The sequence below is a fragment of the Streptomyces sp. NBC_01433 genome (assembly GCF_026340105.1).
In the GTDB taxonomy this organism is placed as follows: domain Bacteria; phylum Actinomycetota; class Actinomycetes; order Streptomycetales; family Streptomycetaceae; genus Streptomyces.
Window position 1 is genome coordinate 5,930,699 of the sequence record NZ_JAPEPM010000001.1, and the last position, 21,675, is coordinate 5,952,373.

Sequence of the window (21,675 nt, forward strand, 5' to 3'; positions counted from 1 at the left end):
GCGCGAACCCGGTCGGACCGGGCGCCACATGGGCTGAGAGAACGTCAGCAGCCGCGACAACACGCGGCGGAAGCCACCCGCAGCAGGTCGATGTGACCGCGCGCAGTGAGCAGAGCTGATCGGAACATGTCGCCGAACGTAGCGACGCGGTCCGGAACGGGTCAATGGTGTCTCGGCACGTGGACGCGCCATCTCGCCGTGCGGGCGGCAGGATGGGGGCATGGCCGATACCTTCACCACGAGTGTTCTCCACGTCACCACCGGCGCGACGGAGACCGTCACCGATCTGACCCGCGACTGCGAGGAGTTCCTCACCCGCAACGCGGTCGGCCGGGACGGGCTGCTCAACATCTTCGTACCCCACGCCACCGCCGGAATCGCCGTCCTGGAAACCGGCGCGGGCAGCGACGACGACCTCCTCGCCGCACTGCACACGCTGCTGCCCGCCGACGACCGCTGGCAGCACCGCCACGGCACCCCCGGCCACGGACGCGACCACGTCGTCCCCGCCTTCGTCCCACCGCACGCCACACTGCCGGTCATCGGCGGACGCCTGGAGCTGGGGACGTGGCAGTCGGTGTGCCTGGTCGACACCAACATCTCTAATGTCAACCGTCAGGTTCGGCTGAGCTTTCTGGGCTGATCAAGATCACTCCCACGGCGCGGCTTATCGGTGCACAGGCATTGCCGGTAGCGTGATCGCCTGCCGCATGGAATGTCCATGTGACCGGCCGGCCCGTGCGAGGTATTCCGGCGGCGAGTGATGGGACACGTGATGAGCGAACTGACGAAGCCCAGGATCGAGGTTCCGGAGGGTGACGCGCCAACCGAGCTGACGATCCGGGACCTCGTGGTTGGGGACGGACCCGAGGCGCAGCCGGGCAGGGTCGTCCAGGTTCACTATGTAGGGGTCACGTTCGCGTCCGGAAGGGAGTTCGACTCCTCCTGGGAGCGGGACAGACCGTTCAAGTTCTCCGTGGGCGGTGGCAGGGTCATCAAGGGCTGGGACCGGGGGGTGAGGGGAATGAAGGTCGGCGGCCGGCGCGAGATCATCGTTCCGCCGCGTCTCGGTTACGGCAGGCAGTCACCCTCTCCGTTGATCCCGGCGGGCTCGACGCTGATCTTCGTCGTGGACCTGCTCAGCGTTGCGGGCGGGCCCGCCGGAGCGAGGTCAGGCTTGACCGGCCCGGTCTGAACGTGGCGCTCCTGAGGGGCCGGTGATGCCCTGTCGCTCGGCTCGCCCCACGTGGCACTTACCGGGGTGCGATGCCTCAGCCTCGCGGTGTAGGCGCATGGGAGCTCAGTGGACAAGGGGGCGGGTCTTGTTCGTGGCGACCACGATCGAGCCGCGGGTGTGAACCTCGCTTCTGTAATGCGACCTCACCTCCGCGCCTGAAAGCTGATGCACCCCATCTTTGACCCGCAGCCCGAACCCTGTGTCCGGTACCTGACGGACACGATCAGCACGACGTTCCCCTGCCTACTGCTCGACCTTGGCGCCCCGGACTCCTGGTGGCTGAGTCAATGCAGATGAGGGCGTTGGCACACGGGTGAGCAGTTCGACCATCCTGCCCGGTCCGTTGCCATCACACGGCAGGAACTGGGCAGACGTCCCCGTGGATGCGATGTCGTCTGGAGGTCGCCATGTCACTTCGGCCCGCGCGTCCACCGGACCGCGGCCCCTCCCGCTGCACCTGACGCGTCTCGCCGGTCAGTACGTGCTTCCGGTCGCCGGAACGAAGGAGGAGAGAAGCACGTCATCCGCTCCATGAGCCCAGGCGCGCGGCCGCCCGCGGGACTGGACGTGCCCTCGACGAAGCTGATGTCGAGGTCACCACCGTGGCTCCGATCTACGGGGGAGCCGACGAGATCGCCCACATGGATGGGTGGGTCCGCGGCCGAGACTCATCGTTCTCCGGTGTGAGCGCCAAGGCTGAACCTGACCACGGTTGGCAGGGTCTGGCGCACTCCCTGCCGGGTCACCGCGCCATTGTTTCTCCACCGTGATGCCCATGTGACGCTCTGCGCGCCCGGTGGCCTCCGGGCGGAGACGAAAGACTGGACCTGACCTGCGGTTTCCTCTGATTCTAACGGAGGATGGCCGATACCGAAGTGGACAATTCCCACCGCCGGGTACGGTTGAGCTTCTTCGGCCGGCGGTCAGCGGGCCGCTTCGGTGGGACCGCGGGGCGGTCCGGTGGGACCTCGGGGGTGGTCCGGCCGTGCTGAATGAGAAGTGTGCGTGCGGCATGGTGGGCACGGGAGCGGCCCCGGGCTCCCTGTTCGTCACCCGCTTTGCTCTGCTGTACTGCCTTGCGACTAGTTTGTGTGCAGGACGGATACGCAGGCCCGTGGTGGCAGAGGTGCACGGGGGACAGGAGGTCGGGAAGAGTGTCGCTGCGCGGAGGTGATCCAGCCGAGATCGGCGGTTATCCGCTTGAGGCGCGGCTCGGCTCGGGTGGCATGGGCACGGTCTTTCTGGCCCGTACGAGCTCGGGGCGACCTGTCGCGATCAAACTGATCCACCAGCAGTTCGCGGGGGACGACGAGTTCCGCATCCGTTTCCGGCAGGAGGTGGCGGCGGCGAGGCGGGTCAGCGGCGCGTTCACCGCCGCCGTGGTCGACGCCGCCCCCGAGGCCGAGCAGCCGTGGATGGCGACGACCTATATCGAGGGGCACACGCTCGCCCAGCGCATCGCCGCGGAGGGCCCGCTGAACGGAGCCGAGCTGCGAAGGCTCGCCATCGGGCTGGCGGAGGCGCTGCGCGACATCCACCGGGTGGGGGTTGTCCACCGTGACCTGAAGCCCTCGAACGTCGTGCTCTCGCCCGAGGGCCCGCGCGTCATCGACTTCGGCATTTCGCGCGCCGTGGACCAGCAGACGCTGACGATGACGGGACGGGTCATCGGTACGCCGCCCTTCATGTCGCCGGAGCAGTTGCAGGCGCCGCGTGGTGTGGGGCCGCGGTCCGATGTCTTCTCGCTGGGGACACTGCTGGTGTACGCGGCGACGGGGCAAGGGCCCTTCGACGCGGACAGCCCGTACCTGACGGCGTATCAGGTGGTGCATGAGGAGCCGTCGCTGGGTGCCGTGCCGTCGGCTCTGCGCGCGGTCGTCGAGCCGTGCCTGGACAAGGAGCCCGAGGGGCGCCCCTCGGCGGACGAACTCCTCGTGCTGCTGCGGGACCTGCCGGTCGACCTCGGCGGGACCGACGCGCAAGCGGTTGGCGCGGGCCGCACCCGCGACATGATCACGCAGCATCACTTCGCGACGCCGGACACCCCGGCGCCGACTGCCCCGGCCACCGACTCGGCCACCGCCCAGGCCGGTCCCGATACAGGGAGCACCGGCACCCCGGTCGGCCGCCGTCTGCGTCGCCGATGGCGTCCCGTGCTCGCGGCCGCGGTCGCGGTGGCAGCGATCGGCGGCGGGGTCGCCGCGGTGACGGCCGACAGCTTCGGGGGGAACGACGGCGTCGACAAGGGCAACAGCGTCGCGACGCCTGGTGCCGCGCTTCCGGCCGGTTTCACACCGTGGCGCGAGACCGTGCGGGGCGGCAGCGAGGACATCCCCGACGAGCTGCGTTGCGTCGCGCGCGGCGACGCGCTGTTCTGCGGGGGCGGCGGAGTCGTGGCGACCCGTATCAGCGCCCAGGACGGCTCGCGGGCGTGGACGGCGAAGAGTCCGGGCGTCCCCGTCCAGGGCATGCACCTGGTGGGCGCCACCGACGACACGGTGCTCGGTTACCGTTTCGCCGCCCAGGACGCCCCGCAGGGCCCGCCCAGTGAGGTGGTGGCCATCGACGCGGACAATGGCCGGGAGCTGTGGTCCGTGCCCTCCGGCGCTCAGTCGACGGCTGTTACGGGGCGGACCCAGGACGCCGTGGTGGTCGGCGCCGCCGTCGTGACGGTCGACTCCTCCAACTCCCGCTTCGAGGCCCGGGACGCGCACAGCGGCAAGGTCGCCTGGAGGACGCCGTTCCCCGCGGGCACGCGGTGCGCCCCCGTTCCGGCGGGCGCGCAGCTCTACGCGATGTGCGCGACGGACACGGAGGTGGACGCCTTGGAGGTTCGCCGCCCCACCCTGTACACGGTCGACCGCGCCTCGGGGACACTGGGCAGGCCCATCGCGGTCAACGGCCCCGCCGTGCCGATGGGCGTCGGCGACGGCAGGCTCGTACTCCTTCAGAGGCACATGGAGGGAACGGCACTGGCCGGCTACGACGGGGTGGCGCGGGTCGACCCGGCCTCGCGGAAGGTCACGTACTCCCGGCTGGCCAAGACATACGCGGGGACGCCCGGCATGGCGGACGGCACCATCTACGTGAGCGGGCAGACCGGTCTCATCACGGCGCTCGACCCCGCGACCGGCCGGAAGAAGTGGTCCCGGCAGACGGGCGTGGAGGGCGCGTCGGGTCCTGTGACGGGAGCCGGCGCGGTGTATTTCAGCTCGGCCACCGGCCGGGTGGTCGCGCTGTCGCCGTACGATGGCGAACCCCTGTGGACAACGGATCCGCAGGCCGATGGTTTGACGGGCGAGCAGGGCGCAAGCCCGCGCGTGACCGTCGCGGGGCGTGCGGTGATCGTCGCCGCGGCCAAGAACACTCTTTTCGCCTTCGACGCTCAGAAGCCGCCGAAGTCGGGCTGACCCCGGCGGAACCGGCCGTCGGCCGCCTTCCCTGCCGTGCCGACTCGTGAACAAGGCCATCACCCGGCCGGTGCGAGCGGGGGCGCTATCCGGGGAACGGGGCGACCGCCTGACCGCCGGCCAGCGCGTCGATCCGGGCGGCCGCGTCGGCGTCGAGGAAGAAGAGCGTCATGGCCTGGCCGTTGTGCCGGACATGGAAGCGCCGGTCGCCGTATTCCAACTCGTCGATGAGATAGCCGACCACCAACAGGTCGGCCCAGTCGTCCCTGACATCGATGGGCCAGTTGACCCGTCGGCCGTCGGCCGTGTACTCGATCCACGCCTCCTCCGTGTCGAGGTCGACGTGGTCCCGCAGACCGGACAGGGCGTCCGGCCGGCCGGCGATCCGGCACAGTTGCCGGGCGATCGCCACGTACGATCCGGGCCCGCGGACGCACTCGGTGTCGAAGTGCCATGCCCGGTCGCAGAACCACCGCTCCCACGGCTCGGCCTGGACCGCGCAGCCCAGCGCGAACAGCGCCAGGTCGAAGGGCTTGAGTTCGTACTCCTCCCGCGGCCACGCGTGCAGCAGCTCTTCCACGGTCCGGCCGGTCGCGAGCGGCAGCCCCAGTTCCGCCAACATGTCCAGCTGATCTTCAAGACGCATGGCCGGGATCGTAACCGCAACCTCGGACAACGCCGAAGCGCCCCGTTCCGGCGGGCGGCACGATGGGGCGGCAGGCCCGGGAGAGTGGATGCCGAATTGCGTGAGGGGGTGGGGTGCCAATGCCGGGTTCACCGGTGTCCCGACGATCCGCGAAGAAGTGCGAGCAGACCTGGGCCCGGTCCTGGCCCTCGCCGAGGGCATCGGCGACAGATTCCTGCGGGACGAGTCCCGGTGCAGAGTGCCGATGACCGCCCCACTCGCGACCGGTGTGTGCCGCACAGCCCGGAAGAGCGCCCAGGACGGGCCGATCGCTAGGGACGAGCGGGAGTCCTGGTCCGGAGGATCTCGTCCATGGACTCCTCGCGCCATCGCCTCAGGAGGTCGTGGAAGGCGCACGCGCCGTGGGGGTAGGCGAACGGGCCGTTCGGCCGGCCGCGCCCTTCGCGGTTGTAGTAGCCGGGGGTGCACTCGGCGTGGAACCACTCGTGGTCGGGGGCGTCCTCGGCCAGGGCGGCGATCCAGGCGTCCTCGGTCTCGCGGGACGGTTCGATGAGGGCGCCCCCGGCTTCGGCGGCGGCGACGAGGGCGGCGGCATGGACAGCCTGCTCGTCCAGAATGTGCGTGTAGTTGACGCTGCTGGCGTTCTGCAGGGATCCCATCAGGATCAGGTTCGGGAAACCGTTGCTGGTGAAGCCATGCAGCGTGCGCGGACCCTGTAGCGCCCACGCGTGCAGCAGTGGGGTGCCGCCCCGGCCGTGGACGGGGAGCTTGCCGGAGAGGATGCCGGAGGTCCCGACGGAGAATCCCGTGGCGAAGATCAGGCAGTCGAGCGCGTATTCGGTGTCGCCGACCACGACGCCGTGTTCGGTGATGCGCTCGATGCCGTGGGTGTCCGCCGTGTCGACCAGGGTGACGTTGTCGCGGTTGAACGCCGGGTAGTACCTGTCGGAGAAGGTGGGGCGCTTGCAGGCGTACCGGTACCAGGGTTTGAGCCTCTCCGCCGTGTCCGGGTCGGTGACGGTCTGTTCGACGCGGGCGCGGAGTTCGTTCATCTTGGCGGCGTCGGCCGTCTCGTACGCGGCCTCGAAGGCTGTCCGGTCGCCTTGACGGTGGAAGCTCGGCAGGAGCTTCTCCAGGAGCCCCGCCGACGTGGTCCAGCGGTCCGCCACGAGATCCTGTTCGGCCCTCTCGCCGGAGACGATACGGAGATAGTTCTCGCGGCGCTCGCGTGCCCAGCCGTCGTGGTCGGCGCCGACGTCCCTGGCGGTGGTGCGGCGGTTGGCGCGCACGTCCACGGTGGAGGGGGTGCGCTGGAAGACGTAGACGTGTCCGGCGTCCTCGGCCAGCAGGGGAATGACCTGGACGCCCGTGGCTCCGGTGCCGACGATGCCCACCCGCTTCCGCGAGAGGCCGGTCATGCCGCCGTCCGCGGTGCCGCCGGTGTAGGCGTAGTCCCACCGCGAGGTGTGGAAGGTGTGGCCCGTGAAGTCCTCGATGCCGGGTATCCCGGGGAGCTTCGGCTCGGAGAGAGTGCCGGTGGCGGTGACGACGTACGTGGCCCGGAACGCGTCGCCGCGGTCGGTGGCCACGATCCATGTCCCGGATTCCCCGTCCCAGGTCAGCGAGGTGACCGCGGTGGAGAACAGGGCGTCCGGGTAGAGGTCGAACTGCCGTGCCACCCGCACCGCGTGGCGGCGGATCTCCTCACCGGGAGCGTACTTCCACTCCGGTACGTATCCGGTCTCGTCCAGCATCGGCAGGTACACGTGCGACTCGATGTCGCAGTGGACGCCCGGGTACCGGTTCCAGTACCACGTGCCCCCGAAGTCGCCGCCCTTCTCCACGATCCGGACGCGCGTCACCCCCTGTTGCCGCATCCGCGCCCCGGCGAGGATCCCGCCGAATCCACCGCCGACCACGGCGACATCGACGGTGTCGCGCAGCGGATCACGCGCGGCCGGCTCTCCCGCGTACGGATCGGCGGCGTAGTAGCCGAACTCGGTCTCGGCGTCGCGGTATTGGCGGGCGCCGTCGGGCCGTACGCGCCGCTCGCGTTCGAGGCGGTATCGCTGCCTCAGCGCGGTGAGGTCGTCGGGAGCCGACGCTTGAGGGGGTGTCATGTGGGGCCTCGATCCTGCCGATCGGGCCGCCCCGGAGTGAACGGCCGTCCGCTACGGTAGCAACTACCGGACAGCGGTGTCCGGTTGAAGCGCGGGCGTACCGCGGCACTCGGCCGGAACACGTCCACGCGCCCGGTCGGGGCGCATGCGAACCTCCCGGCCCGCGGCACCCGCACACAGCGGACAGGAAGAGTGATCCCCCATGCGACGACTCCCGATCCGATCCCTTGCCGTGCTCGCCACGATGGGCGCGCTGGCGCTCACCGGATGCGGTACGGACCCGGGTGGCCCCAGTGGCCCCAGTGGCCCCAGTGGCCCCAGTGACGTCAGCGACCGAGCGGCCCTCACCGGCGCGGACAGGACCATCCGCGCGCACAAGGTCATGCGGCTGACGCGGGTGCACGAAGAGACCGGGATGACCCTGCTGGAGGGTCCGACCTTCGACGAGGACGGCCACCTGTTCGTCGTCGACGTCACCGCCCCCGCGGGCAAGCCGAAGGTGATATGCGTCGACGTCGAGAAGAAGACGTCGCGGGCGGTCCACACCGACGGCCGAGGGGCCTACACCTCGGCACAGTTCAGCCCGTACGACGGACGGCTCTACCTGACCGACTACGCCCACGGCGAGGTCGTGAGCCTGGCCCCGGACGGCAGTGATCCGCGGACCTTCTTCTCCGGCAAGGTCGACGGAGCGCGGATGAACCCCGATGACATCGCCTTCGACGAGGAGGGCGACCTGTACGTCAGCGACTCACGCGGCCTGGCCGAGGGCGAGGCGCACGGGCGTGTGGTGCGGATCGAGCGCGACGGCGGGAAGGCCACCGTCCTGGCCGAGGATCTGGCCGCGACGAACGGCATCTCGTTCGACGCGGACTACCGAGGGCTGTGGATCAGCGAGCTGACACAGAACCGGATCTCCTACCTCCGCCTCGACGCGCAGGGAGGCGTCGCTTCCCAGCACACCGCTGTCCGCGTCGACGGGGGGATCGCGCAGACCGACTCGATCGCCGTGGACGCGGACGGCAACCTGTACCAGGGACTGCACGGCCGGGCCGCGATGGTCGTGTACGACCAGCACGGTGAGCGTCTGGCGACGGTCGAGATACCCGCCCGCGACACAGGGCTTGAGTCGGTGACGAACGTGGCGATCACGCCCGGCGGAACCACGGCGTACATGACCGTCAGCGGGCCCGCCGGGGGCTACCTGTACGCCTTCGACGCCCCGGCGGAAGGCATCCGGCAGTCCAACGGCGGCTGACACCGCTCCCGCACTCACCCGTTGAAGGGCCGCACCGGTCCCACCTCGACGCCGAGCAGCCGCCAGGCAGCCAGCGCTCGGCGTTCCCGATCCTCACGGGTCGGGCCGGTGACGGCGCCGGAGACCATGGCGACCGCGAGCATGAGGTCGTCCGACGCACTCAGTCGGTGACCATCCGTCAGGTGACCCCGCAGACCACGCTCGACCCGCTCGGATAGGGCCAGGGCGTGCGCGTGGATGTCGGAGCGACCGCCCGCTCCCTCAACGTGTAAGAGGCCGATGAAAGCCGCCGACTCCGTAAGGTGCCACGTCATCACACCGAGGGCGTCGGCCAGGGTCGCGTCCTCGGCCGCGGCTGCCTGCTCGACCTGCCGCACGTTCTCCTCCAGAACGGCGGTCGCCACGGCGGCCCGGTCGGGAAAATGCCGGTACAGAACGCCCTGTCCGACCCCGGCCCGGCGCGCGATCGCGGAAAGCGGCGCGTCCAGACCGTACTCCGCGTAGATCTCCCGGGCGGCGGTGACCAGAGCGGCCCGGTTGCGGGCGGCGGCCTTCGGCCCGTCGTTCGCGGGTCGCCGTTCGTCCGGCATGGGGTGCTGCGTCACCCCGGAAGCGTACCGGCCGGACGGAGCGGGCTCGGGCCTGCCGATGGTGTGCGCCGCCGTCGGAACCCGCGGTGTCCGGCGCCACGCGGACCCGCCGGCCGACGAGGGCCCGGAAGGGAGCCGGGACCGTCGAGGAAACGTCCTTGGTCAGCGGCGGCGTGCGCTCGCCACGGGCGCGCGTCTCCGGCAGGACGTGCCGTCGCGGATATCGGCGGGGAAGGCCGCGGCGGTGACGCCCGGCGCGGCCGGCTCATCGACCAGGGCGTCCAGCTTCGCCTCGGTACGTGCGATCAGTCCGACCCTGAAGCCATGGCGGTCCTGACCCGACGGGATGCTGCCTCCGCCTTCGCCTTCGCCTCCGCCTCCGCTGCCGCGCGCCGCGCGCCGTTAGTCGGGCCGGGCCCGGGGCGCCGCCCGTTGGGGCCGGGGTGCTGGTCGGCACCCCGGCCCCTCGGGGATCTTCCCGATCAGGCCGAGGGCAGCTCACCGCGGACCGTGCGGGCCGCGGCGACCAGGTTCTCCAGGGACGCCTTGGTCTCGGGCCAGCCGCGCGTCTTCAGGCCGCAGTCCGGGTTGACCCACAGCCGCTCCGCCGGAATGGCCTCAAGTCCCTTGCGCAGCAAGGCCGCTGCCTCGGCCGTGCTTGGTACGCGCGGGGAGTGGATGTCGTAGACACCCGGTCCCGCCTCGCGCGGGTAGCCGTGCGCGGCGAGTTCGCGGGCGACCTGCATGTGCGAGCGGGCGGCCTCCAGGCTGATGACGTCGGCGTCGAGGTCGTCGATGGCCTGGACGATGTCGCCGAACTCGGCGTAGCACATGTGGGTGTGGATCTGGGTGTCCGGACGCACGCCGCTGGTGGTGAGACGGAACGACTCGGTGGCCCACGACAGGTAGGCCGGGCGGTCGGCCGCCCGCAGCGGGAGCGTCTCGCGCAGGGCGGGCTCGTCGACCTGGATGACCGAAGTCCCTGCCGTTTCCAGGTCGTTGACCTCGTCGCGCAGGGCGAGGGCGACCTGGCGGGCGGTGTCGCCGAGTGGCTGGTCGTCGCGGACGAAGGACCAGGCCAGCATGGTGACCGGCCCGGTGAGCATGCCCTTGACCGGGCGTGAGGTGAGGGACTGGGCGTACGTCGTCCAGCGCACCGTCATCGGTTCGGGGCGGGAGATGTCGCCGGCCAGGATCGGCGGCCGGACGTACCGCGTGCCGTAGGACTGGACCCAGCCGTGCTGTGTGGCGAGGTAGCCCGTCAGCTGCTCGGCGAAGTACTGGACCATGTCGTTGCGTTCGGGCTCGCCGTGCACGAAGACGTCCAGGCCGGTCTTCTCCTGGAACGAGATGACCTCCTGGATCTCGGTCCTGATCCGCTCCTCGTAACCGGCCGTGTCGATCCGCCGCGCCCGCAGGTCGGCCCGCGCGGTGCGTAGTTCGGCGGTCTGTGGGAACGACCCGATGGTGGTGGTCGGCAGCGGAGGCAGCCCGAGGTGCGCGCGCTGGGCCGTCGTCCGTTCCGTGTACGGCTGGGAGCGGCGAGCGTCGGCGTCCGTGACGGCGGTGGCACGGGCCCGTACGGCGGGGTCGCTGGTGAGCCCCGAGCCGGAGCGGGAGGCCAAGTCTGCGCGGTTGGCGGCGAGTTCGGCGGCGATCGTATCGGTTCCCTGGGCCAATCCCTTGGCGAGCGTGACGATCTCGCTCGTCTTCTGCCGTGCGAACGCGAGCCAGCGCAGGATCTGCGGCTCGATGTCCCGCTCGGCTGCGGCATCGAGCGGTACATGCAGCAGCGAGCAGGACGCGGCCACGTCGACCTGGTCGGCAAGACCGAGCAACGTGCCCAGTGTGGAAAGGGACTTGGTGAGGTCGTTGACCCAGACGTTACGGCCGTTGACCACGCCCGCGACCAGCCGCTTGCCGGGCAGTCCGCCCACCGCGGCGAGGGCGTCCAGGTTGGCTGCGGCGGACTCGGTGAAGTCCAGTGCGAGGCCTTCCACCGGAGCCTTCGCCAGCACCGGCAACGCGTCGCCGAGCCGGTCGAAGTAGGAGGCGATCAGGAGCTTCGGTCGGTCCGTGAGGGTGCCGAGGTCGCGGTAGGCGCGGGTGGTGGCGTTCAGTTCGGCCGGGGTGCGGTCCTGGACCAGCGCGGGCTCGTCGAGCTGGACCCACTCCGCGCCCCCCGCGCGCAGGTCGGCGAGGACCTCGGCGTACACGGGCAGCAGGCGGTCCAGGAGGGTGAGCGGATCGAAGTCCGCGGGCACACCGGGCCCGGGCTTGGCGAGCAGGAGGTAGGTGACCGGGCCGACCAGGACGGGGCGGGCGGCCAGGCCCAGGGCGAGGGCCTCCTTCAATTCCGCGACCTGCTTGGTGGAGTCGGTGGTGAAGACAGTGTCCGGGCCCAACTCGGGCACCAGGTAGTGGTAGTTCGAATCAAACCACTTGGTCATTTCGAGCGGCGCGACCTCCTGCGTGCCGCGCGCCATCGCGAAGTAGCCGTCCAGCGCGTCGAGTTCGACGGCGGCCCGGTGGCGTTCGGGGATCGCGCCGACCATGACGGTGGTGTCGAGGACGTGGTCGTAGTACGAGAAGTCGCCGGTCGGGACCTCGTGGATGCCGGCTTCAGTGAGCTGCTGCCAGTTAGTGCGGCGCAGGTCGGCGGCGGTGGTGCGGAGGGTGTCGGCGTCGACGCGGCCCTTCCAGTAGCCCTCGATCGCCTTCTTCAGTTCCCGGTTCGGGCCTTGGCGGGGGTAGCCGTACACAGTGGCCTGTGCTGCCGCGGCTGCGGGCTCGGTTGTCACGGAAATCTCCTTCGCGAGATGACTCCTTGAGATCCCGGAGACGGGACACGGACGCGAAGGGGTGACGAACCGGACGGATCCTGCGCACGCCACCGGCGTGGAGTTCCGTCTGGCATGTACGCCGACCCGCCCACGAGGTCACCGGGATATCCGCACACGAGGGGTCGCGTACGGGCAACGGGCAGGTCTTCGGACTCGCGGGCACATCTGCCGGGGGCAGATTCCTAGTGGCCGTCGCTTCCCGGATCCGACCGGATCCAGTGCGTATGACGGCGGTCGTTCCCACTTACCGCTGCGGGGCAGTCCCGGATTCCCACCGGGTTCCCTCTTACGACGCGTCTGCCTGGCGGACAGGGCGAACCAGCTGCACCGCCAGAGTAGAGGGCGGGCCACCTCCGGGGCACCGATGTTCACCATCCGGAACGTGACGTGAGACACGGGATCCGCCCGACGGGTCAGGCCGGAGGGAGCGTGCCGCAGGCCGCTGTCTGCCGCACGCCCCGCTCTCCACGCACCGCGGGCCCCTCGCGAAACCGTCCCGGCCCGGCGGGCTTATTGCGTATGAGTTGCAATTACACTGCATGTGCGGAAAGCCTGTTTGTGAAGGAGATGCCGGTGGCGGCGGGGGGCATTGTGCTGGGGATCGAGTCGTCGTGCGACGAGACGGGCGCGGGGATCGTCTCGCAGGGCCGTCTGCTCGCTCATGCGGTGGCGTCCAGCATGGACGAGCACGCCAGGTTCGGCGGCGTGGTCCCGGAGATCGCCGCACGGGCGCATCTGCACGCCTTCACCCCTGTCGTCCGGCAAGCCCTCGACCAGGCGGGTCTGCGGCTGTCCGACATCGACGCGGTGGCGGTCACCACGGGGCCGGGCCTCTCCGGGGCGCTCCAGGTCGGCCTCGCGGGCGCGAAGGCCCTGGCCTACGCGATCGACGCCCCCTTGTACGGGGTGCACCACCTGGCGGGGCATGTCGCCGCGGACACGTTGGAGCACGGCCCGCTGCCCGATCCCTGTGTGGTGCTGATCGTCTCCGGCGGGCACACCTCCCTGCTGCTCGTACGGGACCTGGCCCGCGATCCGATCACGCACCTGGGGGACACCCTGGACGACGCCGCCGGAGAGTGCTTCGACAAGGTGGCCCGGGTCTTCGGCCTGCCGTATCCGGGAGGCCCGGCCATCGACCGCGCCGCCCGGGGAGGCGATCCGCGTGCGGTGGCCTTCCCCCGCCCGCTGACCGGGCGGAAGGGGGACCCCTACGCGTTCTCCTTCTCCGGTCTCAAGACCGCCGCCGCGCGCTGGGCCGAGGGACACCGGGGCCGTGAGCTGCCGGTGGCCGACGGCGCGGCCTCGCTCCAGGAGGCGATCGCGGATGTGCTGACCCGCACGGCGCTGGCCGCCTGCCGGGACCACGGCGTCAGGACCCTCGTCGTGGTCGGCGGTGTCGCCGCGAACTCAAGGGTGCGCGCGCTCGCCGAGGAGCGGTGCGCGGCCGCGGGCGTGCGACTGCGCGTGCCCCCGATGACCCTGTGCACGGACAACGGCGCGATGATCGCGGCTGTCGGCGACCTCCTCGTACGAGCAGGAGCCGAGCCCGCCCCCCTCGACGTGTCGATCGACCCGTCCGCGCCCCTGGAATACGCGGCACTGACCCCCGGGGCGGCCGCGGCGAGGGCCGCCTGATGGCTGCCCGCGTCAGGATTCTCCGAGGCGGGTAACTGCTCGCGCACGCCGGTGTCCCGCGCGCCGAGAGGAGCGGACGTCGCCGGTTTCGCCCCCGGGTGGATCACGCGCCCGCTCCGGTCCCTCCGCCCCCTCCGCCCTCTCGGGTCCCTCCGGTTCCGAGGCGCGCCCGGCGCGCGGTCACGGCACAAGTCGGCTGCTCAGGAAGGCTGTTCGAGCGGCCGGTCACGACACGGGGAGTGGAGGGGTGGACTTACTAGGACGTCCAACTATATGTTCGTGGCACAAGGTCCGCGGTGCAGGGAAGCCGGTGTGAATCCGGCACGGTCCCGCCACTGTGACCGGGGAGTGTGCTGCCATCCACACGCCACTGGCGAGGTCTGCCGGGAAGGCGGGCAGCACGCGGGGATCCGGGAGTCAGGATACCGGCCGCGGAATGTTCCGTGTTTCCACGAGGATGGAGCAGACACGCATGGCACCGGTCCGTACGCATACCCACGACCCTGGTGATCCGGCGGAGCGTACCCGAACCACCGTGCGCTCATAGACCTCCGAGGCCCCCGGCCCCGCTGTTCGCTGTCCCACGGCCTTCCCCGGCGGTGCGCCCACCCGTGCGCCCGACGGCGTCCCGCCGTGCCATCCCCGGATCTCACCTGACGAGAGCAGGCATCCATGGTCCGTGAACTCACCCACTTCATCGGCGGCAAGCACACCACCGGTACGTCCGGCCTCTTCGGCGACGTGTACGACCCCAACACCGGCGCCGTCCAGGCACGCGTACCGCTCGCGGGCCATACCGACACCAGGATCGCGATCACCGAGGCGGTCAACGCGCAGCGGGAATGGGGCCGGTGGAACCCGCAGCGGCGCGCCCGCGTCCTGCTGCGCTTCCTCCAGCTCGTCGAGACGGAGCGCGAATCCCTGGCACGGATGCTGTCCGCCGAGCACGGCAAGACCGTGGCTGACGCGCACGGCGACATCCAACGCGGCCTGGAGGTGGTCGAGTTCGCCGCCGGAATCCCGCATCTGCTCAAGGGTGAGTTCACCGACAACGCGGGCACCGGAATCGATGTGCACTCGCTGCGCTCCCCGATCGGAGTGGTCGCGGGAATCACCCCGTTCAACTTCCCCGCGATGATCCCGCTGTGGAAGGCGGCGCCCGCTCTCGCGTGCGGAAACGCGTTCGTCCTCAAGCCGTCGGAGCGGGACCCGTCCGTGCCGCTGCGCCTGGCCGAGCTGTTCCTGGAGGCCGGTCTGCCGCCCGGTGTCCTCAACGTGGTCAACGGCGGCAAGGAAGCCGTCGACACCCTCCTGGAGGACCCCAGGGTCGGTGCGCTGGGCTTCGTCGGCTCCACTCCCGTCGCCGCCCACATCTATGCCACCGCCGCCGCCCACGGCAAGCGCGCCCAATGCTTCGGCGGCGCCAAGAACCACATGATCGTGATGCCGGACGCCGACCTCGACCAGGCCGTCGACGCGCTCATCGGCGCCGGATACGGATCCGCGGGAGAGCGCTGCATGGCGATCTCCGTGGCCGTGCCCGTCGGCGAGGAGACCGCCGACCGGCTCGTCGCCGCGCTCAGGGAACGCATCGGCACACTCCGCATCGGCCGCTCCGACGACCCGGAGGCCGACTTCGGCCCCCTGGTGAGCCAGGACGCCCTCGAACGGGTCCGCCGCTATGTGGACATCGGCGTCACAGAGGGCGCCGAACTCGTCGTCGACGGAAGGGATTTCACCCTGCCCGGCCATGAGAACGGGTTCTTCGCCGGGGCCTCCCTCTTCGACCGGGTCTCCTCACGGATGCGGATCTACCGGGAGGAGATCTTCGGACCCGTCCTGTGCGTCGTACGGGCCGCCGACTACGAGGAGGCCCTGCGCCTGCCCAGCGAGCACCCCTACGGGAACGGGGTCGCGATCTTCACCAGGGACGGTGACACCGCCCGCGACTTCACCCGCCGGGTGAACACCGGCATGGTCGGCGTCAACGTCCCCATTCCGGTCCCCGTCGCCTATCACACCTTCGGCGGCTGGAAGCGATCCGGCTTCGGCGACCTGAATCAGCACGGCCCGGACGCCATCCGCTTCTACACCCGCACCAAGACCGTCACCTCGCGCTGGCCCTCGGGCGCCAGGGAAGGCGCGAGCTTCACCCTCCCCACCATGGGATGAGCGCCATGACCACCACATCGCTCACCGAGGACCAACAGGCCCTGATCGAGACCACCCTCGACTTCGCGCAGGACCACCTGGCCCCCCATGCCGTCCAGTGGGACCAGGACAAGCACTTTCCGCTCGACACGCTGCGCAAGGCCGCCGGGCTCGGGCTCGGCGGCGTGTACGTACGGGAGGACGCGGGCGGCAGCGGCCTCTCCCGCGCCGACGGTGTCCTCGTCTTCGAGGCCCTGGCCTCCGGCTGCCCGTCCATCGCCGGCTACCTCTCCATCCACAACATGGTCGCCTGGATGCTCGACACCTATGGCGACGAGGGGCAACGCGCACGGTGGCTGCCCCGGCTGTGCGCCATGGACGACCTCGGCAGCTACTGCCTCACCGAACCCGGCGCGGGATCGGACGCCGGGGCGATCGGCACCCGCGCGGTGCGGGACGCGGACGACTACCTCCTCACCGGCGTCAAGCAGTTCATCTCCGGAGCGGGCGCATCCCAGGTGTACGTCGTCATGGCACGCACCGGGGGAGCTGGCCCAGACGGCATCTCCGCGTTCGTCGTGGACCGGGACGATCCCGGCCTCTCGTTCGGGCCGAACGAGAAGAAGATGGGCTGGAACGCCCAGCCCACCCGCCAGGTGGTCCTGGACGGGGTCCGAGTGCCCGCGGACCGGCTGCTCGGCCGGGCGGGCGACGGCTTCCGCATCGCGATGAACGGCCTGAACGGCGGCCGGCTCGGTATCGCCGCCTGCTCCCTGGGCGGCGCCCGTAGCGCCCTCAGCAGGAGCCTGTCGTATCTCGCGGGCCGTGAGGCGTTCGGCGCCCGGCTGCTGGACCAGCAGGCCCTGCAGTTCCGCCTTGCCGACATGGCGACCGAACTCGCCGCCGCCCGCGCCCTGCTCCACCAGGCCGCCGAGGCCCTGGACCGCGGAGACCCGCAGTCCCCGCAGTTGTGCGCGATGGCCAAACGCTTCGCCACCGACACGGGCTACTCCGTCGCCGATCGTGCCCTCCAACTCCACGGAGGCTACGGATACGTGAACGAGTACGGCATCGAGAAGATCGTCCGCGACCTCCGGGTCCATCAGATCCTGGAAGGAACCAACGAGATCATGCGCGTCATCGTGGCCCGCGGACTGACGGAGGCGTTCCGGTGACCGCCGCCGAGGAGCACGTGCTGCTCCGTACCGAGGGCCGCGCGGCCCACCTCACGCTCAACCGGCCGAAGGCGCTCAACGCCCTCACCCACACCATGGTGCGGCGCATCGACGCGGCACTGACCGTCTGGGAGCACGATCCGGCGGTGGAGACCGTGATCATCACCGGTGCCGGTGAACGCGGCCTGTGCGCCGGCGGCGACATCCGCTCCATCTACGAGGACGTGCGCGCCGGGAACACGGCCTCGGCCGGCTTCTGGCGGGACGAGTACCGGCTCAACGCCCGCATCGCCCACTACCCGAAGCCGTACGTCGCCATGATGGACGGAATCGTGATGGGAGGCGGCGTCGGGGTCTCCGCGCACGGCAGCGTCCGCATCGTCACCGAGCGCTCCCGGATCGCGATGCCGGAGACCGGCATCGGCTTCGTCCCCGACGTGGGCGGCACCTATCTGCTCGCCCTCGCACCGGGCGAACTCGGTACCCACCTCGCGCTGACGGGCGCGCGGATCGGCGCGGGCGACGCGCTGCTGTGCGGGCTCGCCGACCACTTCGTTCCCTCCGCGGATCTGCCCCGGCTGCTCGGCGACCTCGCCACGCGACCGGTGCGCGACGTGCTCCCCTCGTACGTGCGGGAGGCGCCGCCGGGCGAACTGGCCGGTCACCGGCCCTGGATCGACGCCTGCTACCGGGCCGGCACCGTCGAGGAGATCCTTGTCCGGCTGCGCGCCCACGGCTCGCGTGCCGCGGCGGAGAGCGCCGACACCCTGGTCGCCAAGTCGCCCACCGCGCTGAAGGTCACGCTCGCCGCGCTCCACCGGGCACGGAGGCTCGGCCCGTTGGAGCGCGTTCTGGAGCAGGAGTACCGGATCTCCTGCGCCGCACTCGCCTCGCACGACCTGGCGGAGGGGATCCGGGCGCAGGTCATCGACAAGGACCGCAGCCCCCACTGGACACCGGCCACCCTGGCCGAGGTCTCCGGCGCGGACGTGGCGCGCTACTTCGCCCCGCCCGCCGGGGGCGGACTCCACCTGGCCGCAACCGCACAGGAGGTGCCGTGGTGAACAGCAGGCGCACGATCGGCTTCATCGGCCTCGGCCACATGGGCGGCCCGATGGCGGCCAACCTCGTCCGGGCCGGCCACCGGGTCATCGGCTACGACCTGATGCCCGAACTGCTCAGCACGGCCGTGGCGAACGGGGTGGAACCGGCCGGATCATCGGCGGAGGCAGCCGCGACGGCGGACGTGGTGCTCACCATGCTGCCCGCGGGGCGCCATGTCCTGGGCCTCTACCGGGAGGAGGGGGCGTTGGCCGCCGCCCGGCCCGGCACCCTGTTCATCGACTGTTCGACCATCGATGTGGCCGACGCGCGAAGCGCCCACGAGACCGCGGTCGCGGCGGGGATGCGGGCACTGGACGCCCCGGTCTCCGGGGGAGTGGTCGGCGCGGAGGCCGGCACCCTGACCTTCATGGCGGGCGGCGGCGAGGCCGAGTTCGCCGAGGCGGACCCGCTGCTGGCGATCATGGGGAAGCGGGCGGTGCACTGCGGCGGGCCCGGCGCCGGGCAGGCCGCGAAGATCTGCAACAACATGATCCTCGGCATCTCGATGATCGCGGTGAGCGAGGCGTTCGTCCTCGGCGAGAGCCTGGGCCTGTCCCACCAGGCTCTGTTCGACGTGGCGTCCACCGCGTCCGGCCAGTGCTGGGCCCTGACCGTCAACTGCCCCGTGCCGGGTCCCGTCCGGGGCAGCCCGGCCAACCGCGCCTACCGTCCCGGCTTCGCCGCCGAGCTGATGGCCAAGGACCTGGGACTCGCGGCCGACGCCGCCAGGGCCGGTGGTGTGCATGCGGAACTCGGCATGAGAGCGGCAGAGGTGTACGCGGCCTATGCCGAGGGGGCCGGGACGGGCCGGGACTTCTCCGGGATCGTCGGAACCATCAGGGAGAAGTCGGCACCGCACACGGTCCGGGACGGAGACGGCGCATGACCACAGAGCCCTACGAGACGATCCGGGTCGAACGCACGGGGCGTACCGCACTTCTCACGCTCGACCGCCCCAAGGCCCTCAACGCACTCAATGTCCAGGTGATGAACGAGGTCGTCGCCGCGACGGCGGACCTGGACCGGGACCCCGGCATCGGCTGCATCGTCCTCACCGGATCGCCCAAGGCATTCGCGGCCGGAGCCGACATCAAGGAGATGCGGCCCCACAGCTATATGGACATGTACCTCAGCGACTGGTTCACCGCCTGGGACCGGCTCGGAGCGCTGCGGACTCCGACGGTCGCGGCCGTCTCCGGATACGCGCTCGGCGGCGGATGCGAGCTGGCGATGCTGTGCGACATCCTGCTGGCCGCCGACACCGCCGTGTTCGGACAGCCCGAGATCAAGCTGGGCGTCATCCCCGGTATCGGAGGCTCCCAGCGGCTGACCCGTGCGGTGGGTAAGGCCAAGGCCATGGAGATGTGCCTGACCGGCCGCACCATGGACGCCGCGGAGGCGGAGCGGGCCGGTCTCGTCTCGCGGGTGGTACCCGCCGACGACCTCATCGGCGAGGCGCTCGCCGTCGCCGAGACCGTCGCCGGGATGTCCCTGCCCGTCGCGATGATGGCGAAGGAAGCGGTGTCCCGGGCCTTCGAGACGACCCTCGCGGAGGGGGTCCGCTTCGAACGCCGGCTCTTCCACGCCGTGTTCGCGACCGCGGACCAGAAGGAGGGCATGACCGCCTTCGTCGACAAGCGACAGCCCGGCTTCACTCACTCCTGACGCAAGGGGCGGCCGGACCGTGCCACCCGCTGAAGACGGGTGGCACGGTCCGGCCGCACCGACACGTCGATCCGCTGTCCCGATCCGACACGTCGGTCAGTTCGGACCGGTTCAGAACACGAACGGGCCGGGCGACTGCGCGGAGGTTGCGTTGCAGGTCGCGGTGATGCCGAAGACCACAACCTTGAGGGATGTGGCCGCCAGGCTGTCTCCCGAAGCGACCGTCCCGCCGAGCGGCCCCGTGGACACGGGACTTCCGGCGGGGATGGCCGGGTTCGCGTTACCGGTGAAGGTCACCGAGCCCGCACCCTTGTTGGTGAGCGTAAGCGTTGATTTGACGGAGTTCGCGCCGATACTGATGGGGGCGGTGATGGCGGACGTCGAGACGTTGATGGTCGCGGCCGTACCGTTCTGGGCGGCAGTGAGGGTCGCACTGCCCGAGCCGTACGAGCCGCAGTCGAAGGAGATGGTGGCGGTGGTGGGGGCGACCGCGCCGGCCGTGGGGGCCAGAACGAGCGTGCCCGCGGCGAGGGCGGAAAAGACACCGAGTCGCCGTAAACCGTGCCTCATGATGTTTGCCCTTCATGTGGGGGGACTGCCGGCGCGCCGGGGCTGCGTGCCGCGCCGGAACCAACTTACTGACGAGCCGTCAGCAAGGTGGTCCCCCATTGAGACATGGTCGCCTTGAGGCAACAAGACACACCGCCATGATTTTTGACATGCAACGGTCAATTGACCGGGGTGTGTCGCGTACGGACCACCGCCGATGGGACCTGTGGCCCGGCTCTGCCGCGGTCGGTCCGGACGGCACGCCGGTCTCGTCGGTCGATGGTGCTCGGGCGTGGTCGGTGCGTCGCATGTCCGGCGCCGCCAGGACTTCCGTCGGTGGCGGAATGTGCGGCTGGTGTCACATGAACAGCAGGCCCACGAGGGTGAAGTAGGTGACCGTCGACGCGGTCAGCAGGAGCAGGGTGGCCCAGGGGCGGGCGTGCCGCCACGGCAGCCGCACGTGGGGGAATTGCCTCTTCAGTTCCTTGGGCGAGAAAGTCCGCTCGTCCATCACGGGTATGTCCCGCAGTCGGCGTGACAACCGCTCCACATCGGCTGCGCGCCACAGTCGCAGGTCGAGCACATAGGGGCGGGTGGACTGCGAGGCGATGACCACGCGTCCTGGTGTGGGGGTGAAGGGGCCGGCGCCGAACGTGATCGGGTGCAGCGCGGTCAGGAATTCCAGGGGAGAGCTGAAGAGGTTCACTCCGACGGCGTTGTCGATCCGGAGTTCGTCATCGATGACCGTGATCTGGGCCATGGAGGAGCGCAAGGCCATCATCACGAGGGTTGTCACCGCCGGCAGGAGGATCAGCACCACGAACGGTACGAGCCAGCCCAGCCCGAACTCGCCGATCGTCATGGCCCCCAGGGAGCAGAGCGCGGGAACGCCGATCACCCCGTACATCGCCAACCGCCGCCGATAGACGGAATTGTCCGGCGTTACGACCACACGTGCACCTACCGCACTCACGGCATCCCCCTGCCCCGCGATCCATTGCGCAAAGCATCCCACCCGCGCACTCCTTCCGGACAGGTCATGGGCCACCTCGCCCTGAAGCAGGTCCGTCCCGGCGGTGTGGGCGGGCTTGGTGGTCGAGTGCGCCGCCGCTCCGGAAGGGAGCGATCGGCGGGACCTCACAGAGGTATGACGGGGAGTCATGCGAAGTGCAGCCACGTCGCGCGAGGTCGTTCGGCGCCCATTCCGCTTTCACGCATCCATCACTCATAAGTTAGGTTAGCCTTGCCTTGGTTGAACGTGGGAGGGGGTTCGGGGTGGCCTGGAACGT

General features: G+C 70.5%; 17 protein-coding genes and 2 riboswitches. Of the genes, 10 read left to right on the forward strand and 7 right to left on the reverse strand.

The annotated features are described in order from the left end of the window. Positions 1-44: 44 nt before the first annotated feature. Entirely contained in the window at positions 45-128 is an 84-nt protein-coding gene (locus OG413_RS47145) for a putative leader peptide (protein ID WP_353962292.1), read from the reverse strand. Positions 129-220: 92 nt separating this feature from the next. On the opposite strand from OG413_RS47145, the gene OG413_RS26610 reads away from it, so the two are divergent. The 3 genes from OG413_RS26610 (at position 221) to OG413_RS26620 (ending at position 4,647) form a co-directional block, all read left to right on the forward strand. Continuing rightward, positions 221-643, forward strand: a complete 423-nt coding sequence (locus tag OG413_RS26610; RefSeq protein WP_266809426.1) for a YjbQ family protein — start codon at positions 221-223, stop codon at positions 641-643. A gap of 132 nt (positions 644-775) precedes the next feature. After that, positions 776-1,195: an FKBP-type peptidyl-prolyl cis-trans isomerase gene (locus OG413_RS26615; RefSeq protein WP_323137901.1), complete on the forward strand. Its 420-nt coding sequence runs from the start codon at positions 776-778 to the stop codon at positions 1,193-1,195. Between the two features lie 1,196 nt (positions 1,196-2,391). Next, a complete protein-coding gene (locus OG413_RS26620; protein ID WP_266809427.1) occupies positions 2,392-4,647 on the forward strand; it encodes a serine/threonine-protein kinase in 2,256 nt (751 codons plus the stop codon). A gap of 85 nt (positions 4,648-4,732) precedes the next feature. On the opposite strand, the gene OG413_RS26625 is transcribed toward OG413_RS26620, so the two are convergent. Beyond that, positions 4,733-5,293 carry a hypothetical protein gene (locus tag OG413_RS26625; RefSeq protein ID WP_266809429.1) on the reverse strand — a complete coding sequence of 187 codons (561 nt, stop codon included), beginning with the start codon at positions 5,291-5,293 and terminating at the stop codon, positions 4,733-4,735. 311 nt (positions 5,294-5,604) lie between these two features. Beyond that, entirely contained in the window at positions 5,605-7,413 is a 1,809-nt protein-coding gene (locus OG413_RS26630) for an NAD(P)/FAD-dependent oxidoreductase (protein WP_266809430.1), read from the reverse strand. 202 nt (positions 7,414-7,615) lie between these two features. Between OG413_RS26630 and OG413_RS26635 the strand changes: the two genes are divergently transcribed. Continuing rightward, positions 7,616-8,671: an SMP-30/gluconolactonase/LRE family protein gene (locus tag OG413_RS26635; RefSeq protein ID WP_266809432.1), complete on the forward strand. Its 1,056-nt coding sequence runs from the start codon at positions 7,616-7,618 to the stop codon at positions 8,669-8,671. Between the two features lie 14 nt (positions 8,672-8,685). On the opposite strand, the gene OG413_RS26640 is transcribed toward OG413_RS26635, so the two are convergent. Further along, positions 8,686-9,276 (reverse strand): TetR/AcrR family transcriptional regulator, encoded by a 591-nt coding sequence (locus OG413_RS26640; protein WP_266809434.1) that lies wholly within the window; start codon positions 9,274-9,276, stop codon positions 8,686-8,688. A gap of 467 nt (positions 9,277-9,743) precedes the next feature. Continuing rightward, the gene (gene metE / locus OG413_RS26645; RefSeq protein WP_266809436.1) at positions 9,744-12,062 is read right to left on the reverse strand and encodes a 5-methyltetrahydropteroyltriglutamate--homocysteine S-methyltransferase; all 2,319 of its coding nucleotides are present in this window, start codon (positions 12,060-12,062) and stop codon (positions 9,744-9,746) included. Positions 12,063-12,224: 162 nt separating this feature from the next. Then, a riboswitch (cobalamin riboswitch) is annotated at positions 12,225-12,442 on the reverse strand. Positions 12,443-12,671: 229 nt separating this feature from the next. Between metE and tsaD the strand changes: the two genes are divergently transcribed. The 6 genes from tsaD (at position 12,672) to OG413_RS26675 (ending at position 19,837) form a co-directional block, all read left to right on the forward strand. Next, positions 12,672-13,742, forward strand: coding sequence for a tRNA (adenosine(37)-N6)-threonylcarbamoyltransferase complex transferase subunit TsaD (gene tsaD, locus OG413_RS26650; protein WP_266810375.1), 1,071 nt, complete (start codon positions 12,672-12,674; stop codon positions 13,740-13,742). Between the two features lie 263 nt (positions 13,743-14,005). Then, positions 14,006-14,191: riboswitch (cobalamin riboswitch) on the forward strand. Positions 14,192-14,414: 223 nt separating this feature from the next. Beyond that, a complete protein-coding gene (locus OG413_RS26655) occupies positions 14,415-15,914 on the forward strand; it encodes a CoA-acylating methylmalonate-semialdehyde dehydrogenase (RefSeq protein WP_266809438.1) in 1,500 nt (499 codons plus the stop codon). A 5-nt stretch (positions 15,915-15,919) separates the two neighbouring features. Beyond that, a complete protein-coding gene (locus tag OG413_RS26660) occupies positions 15,920-17,068 on the forward strand; it encodes an acyl-CoA dehydrogenase family protein (RefSeq protein WP_266809440.1) in 1,149 nt (382 codons plus the stop codon). Continuing rightward, entirely contained in the window at positions 17,065-18,132 is a 1,068-nt protein-coding gene (locus OG413_RS26665; protein WP_266809442.1) for an enoyl-CoA hydratase/isomerase family protein, read from the forward strand. The genes OG413_RS26660 and OG413_RS26665 overlap by 4 nt, the downstream gene beginning before the upstream one ends. Continuing rightward, positions 18,129-19,058: a 3-hydroxyisobutyrate dehydrogenase gene (gene mmsB / locus OG413_RS26670; RefSeq protein ID WP_266809443.1), complete on the forward strand. Its 930-nt coding sequence runs from the start codon at positions 18,129-18,131 to the stop codon at positions 19,056-19,058. Before OG413_RS26665 ends, mmsB begins: the two co-directional genes overlap by 4 nt. Next, positions 19,055-19,837: an enoyl-CoA hydratase gene (locus tag OG413_RS26675; protein ID WP_266809444.1), complete on the forward strand. Its 783-nt coding sequence runs from the start codon at positions 19,055-19,057 to the stop codon at positions 19,835-19,837. The genes mmsB and OG413_RS26675 overlap by 4 nt, the downstream gene beginning before the upstream one ends. A gap of 111 nt (positions 19,838-19,948) precedes the next feature. On the opposite strand, the gene OG413_RS26680 is transcribed toward OG413_RS26675, so the two are convergent. Beyond that, entirely contained in the window at positions 19,949-20,407 is a 459-nt protein-coding gene (locus OG413_RS26680; RefSeq protein ID WP_266809445.1) for a hypothetical protein, read from the reverse strand. 337 nt (positions 20,408-20,744) lie between these two features. After that, positions 20,745-21,338 (reverse strand): hypothetical protein, encoded by a 594-nt coding sequence (locus OG413_RS26685; RefSeq protein WP_266809446.1) that lies wholly within the window; start codon positions 21,336-21,338, stop codon positions 20,745-20,747. Positions 21,339-21,675 lie beyond the last annotated feature (337 nt).